We start from the raw sequence: 14808 nt of genomic DNA on the forward strand, positions 1-14808 counted from the left end.
CGTGCCCTGAGCCGTTATGCCGGGGCCTGACGGAGGAAGTCTCGCAAGACTTGCGGGTGAGCCCGGCCTCTCCTGGGACAGGGGCATGTGTGGGAGGGGCCGGGCTCGGCATGGCCGCTACGCGGCTGGTCCCGCGACCACGGCCGGGCCTACCCAGAGGCAAGCCCAGCCTGGTCAGACGGCTAGCGGACCTCGACGAAGACGGGGTTGGAGTAGAACCACAGGTCGTCCCACGGGCTCTCCTTGCCGTCGGCCAGCGGCTCGGCCTCGTCGGTGCTGGTGCCGCGGACGCGGGCGTACAGGTCGGTCTCCACGTTCCGCAGGGTGTGGCGGATGACGTAGTCCTGGCCGGACTTGTGCCAGTCGCGGGGACCGAACCGCGCCACGACCTTCGTGGTGGGGTTGGTGTCGGAGTCGAGGTTGGCCGCCGGGCCGGTGACCTGGCCGACGATGAGGTCGACGCGCCGGACCTCCGGGCGGTCGCCGTTTCCGTTCTTGCCCTGCAGCGGCCGGAACCGGATCTCGATCTCGACGTCGCTGCGGTTGCGGCGGCTCACGACGAGGGTCTCACCCGAGGCGGCGTCGCGCCCCTGGCTCTTCGCCGTGACGTCGAGGCTGGTGATGAGGTCGCCGGTGGTCACCCAGATGCGGCCGTTGCGCAGGCCGTCCATGATGTCGGCATAGTCCTGCCTGGCGTGCACGTAGGTCTTGCTGTACTCGCCCGGCCAGAAGTCGGATCCGCCGCGGGTCCAGTGGACGTGCGAGTCCGAGGTCGCGGTGATCCACCAGCGCCGGCCCTCGCCGAGCAGCGAGTCCCACAGGCCGCCGACGCGGGCGGTCATCTGGTCGAAGCCGCCGTAGGTCGGGTGGTTGCCGTACCCGCCGCGTGCGCCGCCGTTGAGCGGGCCGGCCTGGTGGCCGGGGGCGCCCTCGAAGCCGACGTAGATCTCCGGAGCCGCGTTGTTGCCGTTGCGGAACTCGTGGGGGGTGTCCTGCCCGTAGACGCCCAGGCCCGTGGCCGACCGCGCGGCGTGGTGGGCGATCACGAGCGGCTTGTGCGGCATGCCCTTGGCGGTCTTGAGGAACTCGATGAACTTGGCCTCGGTGTCGCGGGCCGGGTCCGTCGGGAACGCGTCGAACTTGTTGAAGCGGCTCTCCAGCTCGAACAGCTGCTGCGCCTCGTCGTCGTGGCGGGGGATCATCAGCGTGTGGTGGTCCAGAGCCGGGGTGTCGAACTCCATGCCCCAGAACTGCAGCACCTCAGGAACCAGCACGCGCGAACGCAGCAGGTCGGGGTAGGCCTGCTCGAGGTTCACCTTGGAGTGGTTCGGGCCACCGTGGTCGGTGCACATCGCCCAGGTGAGGCCGAAGTACTTGGCCATGATCGCGTTGGTGACGATCGGGTAGACCGCGTCCGCGCCCTTGTGGAACACCGGGGGGTTCTTGGTGGTGTCGAACTCGCCGCTGTATTCGGAGTGCACGTGGTGGTCGCCGGCGCGCCACACCCGGTTGCGGGAGTCGCCCTTGCCCTGGTTCTTGTCGTCGTCGCGGTCGTGCGCCTGCGCCGTGCCACCGCCCACGAACGGGGCCGCGGCGACGAACGTGGCGCCCACACCCGCGTACTTGACCAACTGACGCCGCGAAATCGCGGACCGCTCGGAATCTTCGCTCTTCTTGCCCTGCATGTGTTGCCCCTCGTTCACCTGTCGTGGGTATCGACCTGAGAACTCTCTGAGGGTGCGCTGAACGTAGGCTGAACAAAGATCGGGAACGGCGGGAACAAACCACTCCAGCAGGCTGAAATCACCCAGATGGCTGTGCCTGCCGACCGGGTCCGCGATGCCTCAGGGCTTGTGCGTCAAAGGTTGGGCGTGCGCCTGGTCCGTGAGTCGGCCCCCGCGATGCAGCAGGTGCATGCCGTACGCGGATCCCAGACCGGCCAGCACCAGGAGCAGCCACGGCAGACCGTCCGAGCCTGTTCCGTTGGCGATGTCGAGCGAGAGGCCGACGAGCAGGTTCCCGATGAGGATGCCGATCCCGGAGATCAGGTTGTAGAGGCCGTAGTAGGTGCCGATCAATCGGTCGCCGGCCAGTCGCGCGATGGTCGCCATCTCGAACGGGAAGACGAGCAGTGTCCCGAGCGTGAGAACGGTGACGCACGCGACGACAAGAACCATGCCGACCGGGCCGGACAGGCGACCTGCGGGGATGAGCAGTCCGAACGACAGTCCCATCAGTGCCAGTCCGGCGGACATGGCCTGGGCTGGTTGCCATCTGCGCTCGCACCAGGTCGTGACGGGGAGCTGAGCGAAGATCCCCAGCAAGGCGGAGATCACGTACAGAACTGGAACGCCTGCCTCACTACCTGTGAGCCGCCGTACCTCCAGCGGCAGCCCGAGATAGATCTGATACGACAGGGCGTAGTAGGCGAACATCGTCACGGCGAAGCGGGAAAAGGGGCGATTGCCGAGTGCTTCGCGCCAGTCGGCGAGTACCGCTCCCGAACCGGCCGCGGCCCCGGTTCGTGGGGGCAGATGCCGCCATTGCAGTGCGGTGAGGGCCGCGAAGACCGCGGCAGCGGTCAGGCACATGACACGGAAGTCCAGGTTGATCAGCGCGATGCCGATCAACGGGCCGATGAGGATCCCGGTCTGGTAGAAGACGTTGAAAAGCGCGAAGGCCTCGACCTTGCGCTCCCCTGCCTCGTGGGCCAGGTAGGCGCGGGCGGCGGGGTTGAACAGGGCTCCCGCGAATCCCGTCAGCACCGCGGCTGTGATCATGGCCGGCAGGGCGACCGAGAGGGCGAACATCGCGAACGCGACGGTCCGGAGAGCGCACCCCGCCATGATGAGGGGCCGGTAGCCGAGCCGGTCGGCCATGGTGCCGCCGATGAGGAACATCCCCTGCTGGCTGACGTTGCGCAGCCCGAGGACCAGCCCGGCCGCCCAGATCGCCAAGCCGGCCTGGGCGGTCAGGTGATCGGCGAGGTACGGCATGAGCATGTAGAAGCCGATGTTGATGCCGAGCTGGTTCACGAACAGGACCCGCGCCGCTGGACTGAACGAACCTGCTGCTCGCAGCGTGCCGATCACCGGATCCGCTCCAGCGGGTCGGTGACCACTCGGCAGCGGGTCCAGCGGGTGACCTCTCGTTCGCCGGCGTGACCGATCTCGTCCGGCCCGTCCACAGGCATTCCGTCCAGCAGGTCGTGCGTCGAGCAGTAGTCGTCGCTGTAGACGGTGTTCCAGTAACGCCATGGGCCATCGGGGAACACCGCGACGATGACGTGGTCCGCGCTCAGAGTCACGGCCAGCCACCGGGCCACCAGCGCCACCGCACCGGTGCTCCAGCCACCGGAGACGTTGAGGCCCGCGGCGAGTTGCCTGCATGCCCATACGGCTTCGGCCGGGCTGACCCAGTGCACCTCGCTGAAAGCGTCGTAGGCGACATTGCGCGGGTGGATGCTGCTGCCCAGCCCGCGCATGATGCGGTCGCGGGGAGGTTGACCGAAGATGGTCGAACCCACCGCGTCGACGCCGACGAGCCGGAGTCCGGGAAAGCGTCGCCGCAGGACACGGTGGATCCCCGAACTGTGTGCGCCGGTTCCCACGGAGCAGACCAGAACGTCTATGCGCGGAAACTGCTCGGCCAGCTCGCGGGCGAGTCCTGCGTACGCCTCGACCAGATCCGGGTTGTTGTACTGGTCGGGACAGTACGCGCCTGGCAGGCGTGACATCAGCTCGGCTACCCGGTCGCGGCGCGCCTGCTGCCAGCCCCCATGAGGATGCGGGCTTTCGACGATCTCCACGCGTGCGCCGTAGGCCCGCAGCATCTGCCGCATGATGGGCTCCAGACCGGCGTCGGCGACAAGGGTGACAGGGTGCCTGTAGACCGCACCCGCGCGCGCCAGCCCGAGCCCGAACGTCCCGCTGGTCGACTCGACGATCATTCCGCCGGGCAGGAGCTCGCCGCGCGTGCGGGCCTGGTGGATCACGTGCAGCGCGGCTCGGTCCTTGATTCCTCCCGGGTTGAATCCCTCCAGCTTCGCCCAGAAGCCTCTTCCGGCCGGGACGAACGGTTGATCGACATACATCGAGGGTGTGTGGCCGACGACGGCCGTCGAAGAAGTCACCCGCTCAGGTGACCTGGCCTGAGGGAAACCGGCGTGAATAGTCATTTCGCATCTTCCGGATATGAGGGCATTTCATAGGGGGCTGCCGTCCGTGCACAGGCAGGAACCGATGCCGACACCCGACTCATCGACGCGATCTCCTGCAGGAACACGGCTCAACGAAATACGTCATAAATAGGTGGAATTCTCCAAATTTCCGCACTTCCCCTGCAGGCGAGTCGTGACCCTCGATCTTCGAATCCCGTCCGGCCGGTATTCAACTTGAAGTTCGCGACAAACAGGACGAAGCCAGCCAAGTCGATTTGCAAAATTTCGATTGAGAGCAAACGGCGTACTAGTGCAAAGGAAAAGCGGTCCCTAACATTCGACATATGAGCAAGCGTTCAGATGTCGCTCGGCAGGATGCCGAGTCGACGCGCCTGGTGGACCCGGAGCGTGTCGCCTCGGCGTTGGCGGCGATGCCTGCTCCGGAGTCGATCGAGGAGTTGGCCCAGATCTTTGGGCTGCTGTCCGATCCACCGAGGATGCGCCTGATCATCGCGCTGCTCAGAGGAGGCGAGATGTGCGTATGCGACATCGCGGCGGTGTCGGGACATCGTGAGTCGGCCGTCTCGCACGCGCTGCGCCTGCTCCGTGCGCACCACGTCGTCCGAGTACGCCGATCGGGACGCCTGGCCTACTACCGGCTCGACGACTCACACGTCCGGATGTTGCTGGATCTCGGGCTGTCCCACATCACGCACGTGCCCGTCGCGCACTCCAGTGCTGCCCACTAGCCCGCAGTCGTAGGAGGAGTACTCACCATGGCGATCTCACAACCGCATGGATCCGACCTGCATGCCGCCCCGCACGGACACGGCCACGGGCAGGGGCAGGGGCAGGGGCAGGGCCGCGAGGAAGAGGAGCACGGCAGCGGCCATCGGCACGCGTCCACACACGACCACGCGGACGAACGACCCGACACCCCATCGCACGGTCACAGCCACGGGCACGGTCATGGGCACGGGCATGGGCACGGGCATGGGCACGCGATCTCCGCCGACGCGGACCGGCGCTACCTGTGCGCGGCGCTGGCCCTTCTCGTCGCGTTCATGGCCGGGGAACTGGTCGTCGGATTCGTCGCACGGTCGCTCGCACTCATCTCCGACGCCGGGCACATGCTGACCGACTCGGCCTCGATCGTGTTCGCGCTGGTTGCCATGAGGCTCGCCGTCCGCCCGGCCCGCGGCATCTTCACCTTCGGCTTCAAAAGGGCGGAGATCCTTTCGGCGCAGCTCAACGGGGCGACTCTTGTGGCTCTGGGCGTCTTCTTCCTCATCGAGGCGATTCGGCGCCTCATTTCGCCGGCCGAGGTTGAAGGCGGGTTGGTGCTCGTCACCGCGCTGGTGGGCATCGTGGTCAACGTCGGGGCGACATGGTTGCTGAGCAAGGCGGACCGCAGCAGCCTCAACGTAGAAGGCGCTTTCCAGCACATCCTCAACGACCTGTACGCGTTCATCGCGACCGCGGTGTCCGGCCTGATCGTCGTGCTGACCGGCTTCGTCCGCGCGGATGCGATCGCGACTCTCATCGTCGCGACGCTCATGCTCAAGGCAGGTCACGGACTCATGCGGGACACCGCCCGGATCTTCCTTCAGGCGGCGCCGTCGGGGCTCGTGCCCGCGGAGATCGGCGCACGGCTGGCGACGCAACAGGACGTCTCCGAGGTGCACGATCTCCACGTGTGGGAGCTGACATCCGGCTACTCCACGCTGTCCGCGCACGTGTTCGTCCACCCTCAGGGAGACGTGACCTCCGTGCGGCGTTCACTGCAGAAGGTTCTCGCCGACTCGTACGGCATCATGCACACCACTCTGCAGGTGGACCAGATCTCCCGCAGCGTGACAGGCGACGTCGGCTGCGTCGACATCGCCCACTGCGCCGATCCGCACGGCCCGCATTACCTGTCACCACACGACTGAGCCGCCGGCCGACCTGGCCGTATCAGCGTCGTATTCGGTGCACAGCAGTGGTGAGGGGGCACTAATGGACGGATCTCCGGCTGTGAGAATCCGTGGATTCAACGGAGTCGATGAGCGGGCTTCATCGGCGATGCAAGGCTCTGAGACGGAACGCTGCGGTCGCCGCGTCCGAGTCGCGACCGCGCGTGCCCTGCTGATGTTCGTCTTGCTCCCGCTGACGAGCACCGCGTGTTCCAGCGGAGACGACGACGTCTTGGCACGCGCTCGAACCGCCGGGACTCTTCGCGTGGCTCTCACGCAGGCCAACCCTCCCTGGAACTTCCTCGACCGTGGCGACCATCCGATCGGCTACGACGCGGACGTCGCCAACGAACTGGCCAGGCGCCTGAAGATCGGCCAGGTGGACTTCGTGGGATCCGACTTCGCCAGCTTCGTCGGCGGCATACGGGCCGACAGATTCGACATCGTGATCTCCGGGCAGACGATCACGGATCAGCGGCGGAAGCAGGTCGACTTCTCCCGCCCCTACGCCGTCAACGAGGTCTCCGTCTTCGTCCGGAACGACAACGATGCGATCGCCGGCGTCAAGGACCTGGCCGGCAAGAAGGTGGCGGTCTCCGAGGGCACCACACAGGCCGATTTCGCGCGCACCGGCATCCCGGACGCGGACGTCCGCACGTACAAGAACGCCACGCTCGGCCTGACCGATCTGGCCCAGGGACGCGCCGACGCCGCCTTGGTCTCCCGGTTCCTGGGTGCCTATCTGGCCCAGCAGAAGGGCCTTCCGGTGAAACCCGTGGGCCCGACCCTGCAGCGGGAGGTGCTCGGCATGTCGTTCCGGAAGGGCGCTCTGCCCTTCAAACAGGCCGTGGACCAGGCGATCGACGCGATGATCGCCGACGGCACGTTGTCGGTGATCTCCCGCCGATGGCTGAACGGCATCGACATGGCCGCCGAACTACGCAAGGTCCCGCCGAACCGATATCCCTGAACCCACCCAGCAAAGGACCGGACCTCATGGACCTGCTCGCACAATCCGTGCCCATCCTGCTGAAGGGCATGGCCATCACGATCTTCCTCGGGGTGACCTCGTTCGTCCTCGGCTTCGGGCTGGGCGGGCTCATCGCGCTGGCGAGGATCTCCCGATTCACCCTGCTCAAGGCACTGGCGATCGTCTACGTCTCGGTGTTCCGCGGGACCCCGCTCCTCATCCAGATCATGCTGGTGTACTTCGGGCTCCCCCAGCTCGGGATCCAGATGTCGCCTGTGCCGTCGGCCATCCTCACCTTCACGCTGTACTCGGCGGCGTACCTCAGTGAGAACTTCCGCGGCGGCATCCTCGCCGTAGAGAAGGGTCAGTGGGAGGCGGCCGGCTCGATGGGCATGACCTACAGCCGGACACTCAGAAGAGTCGTCTTCCCGCAGGCGTTGCGCATCGCCACCCCGGCGATCGGCAACCGGTTCATCGCTCTGATGAAGGACACCTCCCTCGCCTCCGTGGTCACCGTCGTCGAGCTCACCCGCGTCGCCGAAAGCGTCGGCAGTTCGACCTTCCGGTATGTGGAGGCCTTCGTCGTGGCCGGCGCCGTCTACTGGCTCATCAATTCAGTCCTGTCCGTCGGGCAGGAAGTCCTCGAACGAAGGATGGGAAGGGCATACGCATGACAGACGACGTGGCGATTCACGCGCAGGGGCTGCACAAACGCTTCGGCGACCTCGAGGTGCTGAAGAGCGTGGACCTGACCGTCCGCAGCGGCGAAGTAGTCGTGATCATGGGTCCGTCCGGATCCGGCAAGACCACCCTGTTGCGCTGTCTGAACCTCCTCGAGGAGCCCGACGCGGGAAGCATCACCGTCCGAGGGCGCACCGTGAGCTGCTCAGGCCCGCGTCAAAGCCGTGGCCGGAGGCGGTTGATCCGCGACATCCGGGTCCGCACCGCGATGGTGTTCCAACAGTTCAACCTGTTCCCGCACATGACGGCTCTCCAGAACGTCATCGAGGGTCCGATCCACGTTCGGCGGCTACCACGGTCCTACGCCATAGAGGTCGGCGAACGTCTTCTGGCCCGGGTCGGGCTCACCGACAAGCGCGACGAACACCCCGCCCGGTTGTCGGGTGGTCAGAAGCAGAGAGTCGCGATAGCCAGGGCGCTCGCGATGGAACCCGAGGTGATCCTCTTCGACGAACCCACCTCAGCCCTCGACCCCGAGCTGCGCGCGGAGGTCCTCCAGGCCATCAAGAACCTCGCGGCCCACGGGATGACGATGGTGATCGTCACTCACGAGATCGCCTTCGCGCGGGAAGTGGCCAACAGGGTCGTGTTCATGGACAAGGGCTACATCCTCGAAGAGCAGAGCCCGAGCGTGTTCTTCAGCAATCCCGCCAACACCCGCATCCGATCGTTCCTGCGCCTGATGTCCGACAGTGGTCCCCACCCCGAACTGGAGGAGGCCAGCTGAGCGCCATGGCGTGATCCGATGCCCCCTGGTGGCGACCCGGTGATGAGGACCTTCTCGAGGCGGGCACAACCCTGCGGCCGAGAGGCCGAGAAGGGTGGGCTATAGGCTTTGCTCTACACAACGTAGAGCAAAGATGGAGGGGCATGCGCCCGCCTGGATGGTTCCGACTGATGCGCGCCGGGCTGTTCGCCGTGGTGTGCGTCGGGCTGTCCCAGGCAGGCCACGATCTCATGGCACCGCGCCCGGTGCCCGCCTGGTCGGTCGGCGTCGCGCTCGGTCTGGTCGTGACGATCGGATACCGGCTGGCGGGCCGGGAACGTTCGCTCGGCTGGATCCTCGGCGGAGTGGAGACTATCCAGCTTTATCTGCACATGTGGTTCAGCTGGACGACCCCCTCGGGGACGTCGCCTGACGTCGTCCGGCTCGGCGATGCCCCCCTCATGATGCCCGGTCACATGGAATCGATGGCCGTCACCCATGGCGGCATGTCGACGCCGATGATGTTCGCGGCTCACGCCCTGGCAGGGGCGTTCGTCGCCGTCTGGCTCGCCGTGGGCGAGCGTGCGTTGTGGCGGACCCTTCGTGCGCTCTCGGGGATCCTCTCCTCGCACCTCGGATGGCTCCTGGCCCTCGTCCAGGTGAGACCGCTCACCGCCGGCCCGGCGTCCATACGGCCGATCGGCCAGGACGACGCCGCTCCGCCCGCGGCTCTGCTCCGGCACACGCTGGCGAGGCGTGGCCCACCGTCGGCCGCGCATGCCCGTGACCACGTCATCCGATCACGGCTGATCCGCGCACGCCTCGATCCGGGGGTCTCCATGGCCTCCTGATTCCGGCGGGCGACCGATCGGCCTGGTCGTGTTCGCCCATGTCGACGCCGAATCAGGACTGACCATGATGTTTTCGCCATCCACCGCCGGCGGTGGATGCAGGACCCGCACTTCTCTACGGTGGGCCGCGGCCGCGCTCACCTCGTTGCTCTTAGTCGGCGGCCTCACCGCCTGCGCCGACTCCTCCGGCGGGAGCACCGCCCCCGTGCGACTGCTCGGCCCCTCCCCCGAGTTCCACGGGACCTGGCTGCGACAACCGCTCCCCGAACCCGACGTGACGCTGACCGACACCTCCGGCGAGCCGTTCGACCTGCGGCAGGAAACGGCAGGCAGGCTCACCCTGGTCTACTTCGGCTACACCCACTGCCCCGACATCTGCCCCACCACGATGGCCGACCTCGCCTCCGCGCTGAGGGAACTGCCGGCGTCCGACCGGGACAAGATCTCGGTCGTCTTCATCACCACCGACCCCGACCGGGACACTCCAGAGGTCATCAAAGCCTGGCTCGCGTCCTTCGACACCTCCTTCGTCGGACTGACCGGCGACTATCCCACGATCCGGTCCGCGGCGAAGTCGGTGGGGATCGCCCTCGATCAGCCCACGTCCAAGAGTGGCGACTACGAGGTGACGCACGGCGCGCAGGTCATCGCCTTCGATGGCGCCCACCAGGCCCGCCTGATCTTCACTTCGGGCACATCGTCGGCCGACTACACGGCGGACCTGCACAAACTGCTCGGACGGGTCACCCTCGCCACCCCGGGAGGGTCGTCATGACCAGATCACGCACACCTCTGATCGTCCTGGGCGTCATCGTGGCCGCCATCGCCGGAGTGATCACCTGGGTGTCGACGGGGCACGCCGACGGGACGAAGATCTCCGATCTGCACGTGACACAGGCATACGTGCCGCAACCGGCCTCGCCGGACGTCGCCGCCGCCTACTTCACGATCACCAACTCGGGGAACACCCCGGCCGTGCTCACCGGAGTCCACACCGACGTGTCCGACATGTCGATGCTGCACGAGAGCACCGGCACCACCATGACGATGCTCGGCTCGGTGACCGTGCCCGCGCACGGGATCTTCGTCTTCAGCCCAGGCCGTTACCACGTCATGATCGAGTCCCCGGCGCGGGCGCTCAAACAGGGCGACCACGTCACGCTCACGTTCAGCTTCGCGAAAGTCGGCCAGATCACCGTGACCGCCCCCGTCATGCCGGTGGGCTACCGGCCGCAGAGCCGATGACTCCTCCGAACACGCCGCGCCGGTTCACCCGGCGCGGCGTCCTGGCGGCGACCACGGCGGCCGGCATCGCGGCCGTCGCCGGAGCGGTGGGCGGCGACGCCGCGGCCTCGGTCCTCGGCGGGGAACGGGCCCGCGAGGTCGGCGGGCGACGCATCCCCTTCGACGGCGCCCACCAGGCGGGCATCCTCGCCCCACCCGCCGCACACGGGTGGTTCGCCGCCTTCGACGTGGCCTCCGGCGTCACCCCCCGTCAACTGGAGACACTGCTGCGCACCTGGACCCGCGACGCCCGGCTGATGACGTCGGGTGAGCCGGTCGCGGGCGACGACGCCATGGCACTCGGCCACGGACCCTCCTCTCTGACGATCACGGTCGGCTTCGGCGCCTCGCTGCTGCGCAAGCTCGGCTCAGCCGTGCCGGCCGAGCTCGCCCCGATCCCGTCGTTTCCCCGGGATCATCTGGACGAGTTGCGAAGTAACGGCGACATCGGCGTGCTGATCACCGCCGACGACGCCGTCGTCGCCGCCCACGCCCTGCGGGCGCTCAGCCGTACGGCACGCGGAACGGCAGCCGTGCGCTGGCAGATGAGCGGCTTCAACGCCACGGACGGGGTCACCGTGGAACGAGGAGCCACTCCCCGCAACCTCATGGGACAGATCGACGGCACCGGCAACCCCCGTCCGGGCGACCCGGAATTCGAGGCACACGTCTTCGCCGGCGCCGGCCCGGCCTGGATGCGCGGCGGCAGCTATCTGGTGTTCCGCCGCATCCGGATGTTGCTCGACTCCTGGGACACCCTGTCCCGCGAGCGGCAGGAGCAGGTCATCGGACGGCGCAAGGACACCGGAGCCCCGCTTTCCGGCGGCACCGAGTTCACCCCGCTCGATCTCGCCAAGCAGATGCCGGACGGAGGGCTCGCCATCGGCCCCGGCGCACATGTACGGCAGGCCTCCCCCGCATCCAACACAGGCGCGACGATCCTCAGAAAGGGGTTCTCCTACTTCGACGGCTATCGAGCCGACGGCACACCCGACGCCGGCCTGTTGTTCCTCGCCTTCCAACGCGACCCTCGTGACGGGTTCACCAGGATCCAGCAGCGCCTCGCGATGGCCGACGAGCTCAGCCGTTTCCTCGTGCACGAGTCGAGTGGCCTATTCGCGGTGCCGCCTGGAATCGACCCCCACGGTTACCTCGGGCAGGGCCTGTTGGAAGCTCTGTGACCACGTCGGCAAACGCCCCAAGAAGATCCGCAGTGTCATATGCGCACGCTCGTGCTCCATCACGTCTGAGCTGATGCGGCCTGGCGGTGTCTGCGGGTCAGTGCGCGTGCGATCAGAGGAAGACCGATCAGCGACGGCAGCACCCAGAAGGCGACAGCGGGAAGCCGATCCCACAAGGGCAGGTGCGGCCCGTTGTCCACGTAGAACCCTGTGAGGAGCAGCACGTAGGACATCCCCATCCCGAGAATGTGGACGGCCGGTCGATGCCGGCGGTTCAGGTAGCCGGTCAGCCCTGCGGCGAACGCCAGCGTGCCGATGACGAACAGATGGACGTTCTCTCTCCACCGGATCGCCGACATCACGGTCAACGTGCCGTAGACGACCACCAGACCCCAAAAGTAGGCACGACCGAACCGCATGTGCGTCGGGCTCCCCTTGCGAGTCAAGGCGGCCGTCGCGCCACCCGCCACGCAGGTGAGCCCCGCGAGGACATGGATGGCGAGCGCGGCGAAGAACACCGGTCCCGCATTCGGAATCGGCGTGCCCAAGATGTCGATGTCGTCCACGACACCTCCCATGCGTAGCGTTACTACCTATAGCGACGCTACTCCAAGCCTTGGCCGCCGAAAAGAGCAGATGTAGCGTTACTACCTATGAGAGCCGAAGCGCTCAAGGGCCACCTGGACGGACTCCTGCTCGCCGCGCTGGAAGACGGACCACGTCACGGGTACGCGGTCAAAGAGGCCCTGCGCGACACCACGGGCGGCAAGTTCGACCTCCCGACGGGCACCGTTTATCCGGCGCTGCACCGCCTGGAGCAAGCGGGCCTGATCAGTGGAAGCTGGTCGGTCGTCGGCGGACGTAGGCGGCGCACCTATGAACTGACCGACGAAGGGCGACGTTCCCTCGCCGGAGCGCGTGACCACTGGCAGGAGTTCGCCGCCGCGATCTCCACCGCTTTAGGGGGTTCGCCGTGGCCGGCCACGAACTGATCGAACGGCACCTTCAGATGCTCGCCGAGCGGCTTCCCTCGTCTGTGGTCGAGGAACTCGCCGACGGGCTCACGACATCCTACGAAGACCAGTTGGAGCGGCTCGGCGACCGCGACTCGGCGGCCAGGGCGGCGCTGGCGGACTTCGGCGACGCCGACACGATCGCCACCGCGTTCATCCGTCTGTCCCCTGGCAGGGGAACCGCGATCCGGCTCCTCGCCATCGGACCCCTCGTCGGGCTGACCTGGGGAGCGGCGCTCGTCACCGGTCACACCTGGGCCTGGTCCATTCCGCTGTCGGCACGCCTGGCCTTCGGCCTCGCGCTCAGCACGGCCGTGCTCATGCTGGTCGTCGCCGTCCGGGAACGACGCCATTACCAGGCCGTACGGCTGGCGGCCCTGGGCGGCGCGGGAAGCGTCGTCATCCTCGACTCATCCATACTCGGGACGGTCGCCGCACTCCTCCCGCCACCGTCCGTGCTGCTCCTCATAGCTCTGGTGGCCAGCCTGGTAAGGATCTTGCTCGTGGTGCGAGCCGCACCGGCGCTGATCAGCCGCCCGTGACCGTGCTGCCGACCTCGAGCCAACCGTTCTGCTGGCCGTAGGCCTCTCGTGCCCATCCGCCGTGGGGCTCACGCAGTCCCGTGATGATCAGGCGGTGGCTGTTTCCATATGCGCTGGTCCCCTAACTGGTGCCAGGTATGACTGCACCCGTCCTTGCAGTAGCGCTCCCGCCGGCGCTGGTCTGCGACAGCAAGAAGCGCAATCAGTAACCGAAACGCCTTTACCCGCTCACCCAGCGGCAGATTGATGATCTTCGCCAACTGCTCAGGCAGCCGCCCTCGTGTGATCAGTACCGCCGGAGTATGGGTGGGCCGTATCCCCGCCAGGAAGACACTCTCTGGCCCATCCTCCGCAGTGGCTCCAGCCTGAGTGGAGAACGCAGCCAGATCGCGCAGGACAGCGAACTGCTCCTCAGACGCCAGCTCCTCGAACCAGCTGACGCCCCACGACATCGGACGAAGAGCCTGAGCCAACTCGTTCAGGATGACCACATACTCCCGCACAGCTCCCCCGCCCTGACGACCAGCCTGGCGGCTTCACCATTAACGGGCCATTTGGCCGTCCACCAGGCCATCGGATAGAACGGCACGATGCTCCCCAATGGTTCCCTTGATCCGCAAGCACTGAGCCGGCTCTGGGAGCGGCAGTGGCCCGAGTGCCCGCCCATCGCCCACTGGCTTCGCGGTCACTATCCGGACCGTTGGATCAGGTTTCACAGCCTCCCGGAGTCCAAGCGTTACCCGGACAGCGAGGCGGAATACGCCATCGTGCTCGACCGCCACTACACCGTGCTGGCCGAACTCAATCCGAGCCCAGACCTCCTGGTCATCACGGCCGACTGGACGGACACTCCGGCACCCACACCACCGAAGTGGCCCAGGAGATCAGAAGTCGCACCGGCAGCACAGCACTGGCAGACCCTCATCGAAAGGCCAGACGACGACCCCGAGTTCCGCATCTACACGCAGCTCTACGCCGAGACACGACCATGGCGCCCCGGCATCATCGATGTCGCATTGCGAGCGGTCGCTGACGACGAAATCTACAGCGTGATCCTTAGCCCTCCCGACCTCCGCTGGCTGTATCACCCGTACGACGGCGGCGCCGACGTCATCCTGCCCACGACTGCCGAACGCGATGCTCTCAAGAACCGGCACCGAGCCTGGCTGTCCACACACTCATCAGGTCTCTAAGGACGTATGAATCACGGACAACCGATGCCATCACTGCTTGACCACCGATCAAGCAGCACCATGAGGCCGGACACAGAATGATCCTGGTCCCCCAAGCCGCCGAAAACGCCGACCCGATCAATCGGAATCAGCCCTCTGAGCTGCGTCGGGACATGATTTGAACCTGCGACCCTTGATCCCCAGAACGTGGGGGTAGGAGATCGCCGAGCCGTG

At 66.8% G+C, this 14808-nt stretch carries 17 protein-coding genes; 12 read left to right on the forward strand and 5 right to left on the reverse strand.

Features of this window, described 5'->3' with window-relative positions; translation table 11 throughout:
• Positions 1-182: 182 nt before the first annotated feature.
• The 3 genes from Pph01_RS04630 to Pph01_RS04640 all read right to left on the reverse strand — a co-directional run bounded on the left by Pph01_RS04630 (position 183) and on the right by Pph01_RS04640 (position 4132).
• The gene (locus tag Pph01_RS04630; protein ID WP_239116432.1) at positions 183-1703 is read right to left on the reverse strand and encodes a CehA/McbA family metallohydrolase domain-containing protein; all 1521 of its coding nucleotides are present in this window, start codon (positions 1701-1703) and stop codon (positions 183-185) included.
• A gap of 141 nt (positions 1704-1844) precedes the next feature.
• Positions 1845-3092: an MDR family MFS transporter gene (locus Pph01_RS04635; RefSeq protein ID WP_204071653.1), complete on the reverse strand. Its 1248-nt coding sequence runs from the start codon at positions 3090-3092 to the stop codon at positions 1845-1847.
• Positions 3089-4132 (reverse strand): PLP-dependent cysteine synthase family protein, encoded by a 1044-nt coding sequence (locus Pph01_RS04640; RefSeq protein WP_275412795.1) that lies wholly within the window; start codon positions 4130-4132, stop codon positions 3089-3091. The genes Pph01_RS04635 and Pph01_RS04640 overlap by 4 nt, the downstream gene beginning before the upstream one ends.
• Positions 4133-4503: 371 nt before the next feature.
• On the opposite strand from Pph01_RS04640, the gene Pph01_RS04645 reads away from it, so the two are divergent.
• The 9 genes from Pph01_RS04645 to Pph01_RS04685 all read left to right on the forward strand — a co-directional run bounded on the left by Pph01_RS04645 (position 4504) and on the right by Pph01_RS04685 (position 11847).
• Positions 4504-4908 carry an ArsR/SmtB family transcription factor gene (locus Pph01_RS04645; protein ID WP_204071655.1) on the forward strand — a complete coding sequence of 135 codons (405 nt, stop codon included), beginning with the start codon at positions 4504-4506 and terminating at the stop codon, positions 4906-4908.
• A 27-nt stretch (positions 4909-4935) separates the two neighbouring features.
• Complete coding sequence (locus Pph01_RS04650; protein ID WP_204071656.1) at positions 4936-6093, forward strand: cation diffusion facilitator family transporter; 1158 nt, start codon at positions 4936-4938, stop codon at positions 6091-6093.
• A gap of 286 nt (positions 6094-6379) precedes the next feature.
• A complete protein-coding gene (locus Pph01_RS04655) occupies positions 6380-7084 on the forward strand; it encodes a transporter substrate-binding domain-containing protein (protein ID WP_204071657.1) in 705 nt (234 codons plus the stop codon).
• A gap of 26 nt (positions 7085-7110) precedes the next feature.
• On the forward strand, positions 7111-7758 hold the full coding sequence (locus Pph01_RS04660) for an amino acid ABC transporter permease (protein WP_204071658.1): 648 nt from the start codon (positions 7111-7113) through the stop codon (positions 7756-7758).
• On the forward strand, positions 7755-8552 hold the full coding sequence (locus Pph01_RS04665; protein WP_204071659.1) for an amino acid ABC transporter ATP-binding protein: 798 nt from the start codon (positions 7755-7757) through the stop codon (positions 8550-8552). The genes Pph01_RS04660 and Pph01_RS04665 overlap by 4 nt, the downstream gene beginning before the upstream one ends.
• A gap of 143 nt (positions 8553-8695) precedes the next feature.
• Entirely contained in the window at positions 8696-9382 is a 687-nt protein-coding gene (locus Pph01_RS04670; RefSeq protein ID WP_204071660.1) for a hypothetical protein, read from the forward strand.
• Between the two features lie 64 nt (positions 9383-9446).
• A complete protein-coding gene (locus tag Pph01_RS04675; RefSeq protein WP_204071661.1) occupies positions 9447-10157 on the forward strand; it encodes an SCO family protein in 711 nt (236 codons plus the stop codon).
• A complete protein-coding gene (locus Pph01_RS04680; RefSeq protein WP_204071662.1) occupies positions 10154-10627 on the forward strand; it encodes a copper chaperone PCu(A)C in 474 nt (157 codons plus the stop codon). The genes Pph01_RS04675 and Pph01_RS04680 overlap by 4 nt, the downstream gene beginning before the upstream one ends.
• Positions 10624-11847 (forward strand): Dyp-type peroxidase, encoded by a 1224-nt coding sequence (locus Pph01_RS04685; RefSeq protein ID WP_204071663.1) that lies wholly within the window; start codon positions 10624-10626, stop codon positions 11845-11847. The genes Pph01_RS04680 and Pph01_RS04685 overlap by 4 nt, the downstream gene beginning before the upstream one ends.
• Before the next feature lie 59 nt (positions 11848-11906).
• Here the strand turns inward: Pph01_RS04685 and Pph01_RS04690 are convergent, their stop codons facing one another.
• A complete protein-coding gene (locus tag Pph01_RS04690; RefSeq protein ID WP_204071664.1) occupies positions 11907-12413 on the reverse strand; it encodes a DUF2306 domain-containing protein in 507 nt (168 codons plus the stop codon).
• Between the two features lie 87 nt (positions 12414-12500).
• On the opposite strand from Pph01_RS04690, the gene Pph01_RS04695 reads away from it, so the two are divergent.
• Positions 12501-12839: a PadR family transcriptional regulator gene (locus Pph01_RS04695; protein WP_204071665.1), complete on the forward strand. Its 339-nt coding sequence runs from the start codon at positions 12501-12503 to the stop codon at positions 12837-12839.
• On the forward strand, positions 12821-13402 hold the full coding sequence (locus Pph01_RS04700; RefSeq protein WP_204071666.1) for a hypothetical protein: 582 nt from the start codon (positions 12821-12823) through the stop codon (positions 13400-13402). The genes Pph01_RS04695 and Pph01_RS04700 overlap by 19 nt, the downstream gene beginning before the upstream one ends.
• 68 nt (positions 13403-13470) lie before the next feature.
• Here the strand turns inward: Pph01_RS04700 and Pph01_RS04705 are convergent, their stop codons facing one another.
• On the reverse strand, positions 13471-13905 hold the full coding sequence (locus tag Pph01_RS04705) for a DUF5958 family protein (RefSeq protein ID WP_204071667.1): 435 nt from the start codon (positions 13903-13905) through the stop codon (positions 13471-13473).
• Between the two features lie 87 nt (positions 13906-13992).
• Between Pph01_RS04705 and Pph01_RS04710 the strand changes: the two genes are divergently transcribed.
• Positions 13993-14595, forward strand: coding sequence for a DUF3885 domain-containing protein (locus Pph01_RS04710; protein ID WP_204071668.1), 603 nt, complete (start codon positions 13993-13995; stop codon positions 14593-14595).
• Positions 14596-14808: the final 213 nt, after the last annotated feature.

It is taken from the genome of Planotetraspora phitsanulokensis (genome assembly GCF_016863295.1).
GTDB lineage: Bacteria > Actinomycetota > Actinomycetes > Streptosporangiales > Streptosporangiaceae > Planotetraspora > Planotetraspora phitsanulokensis.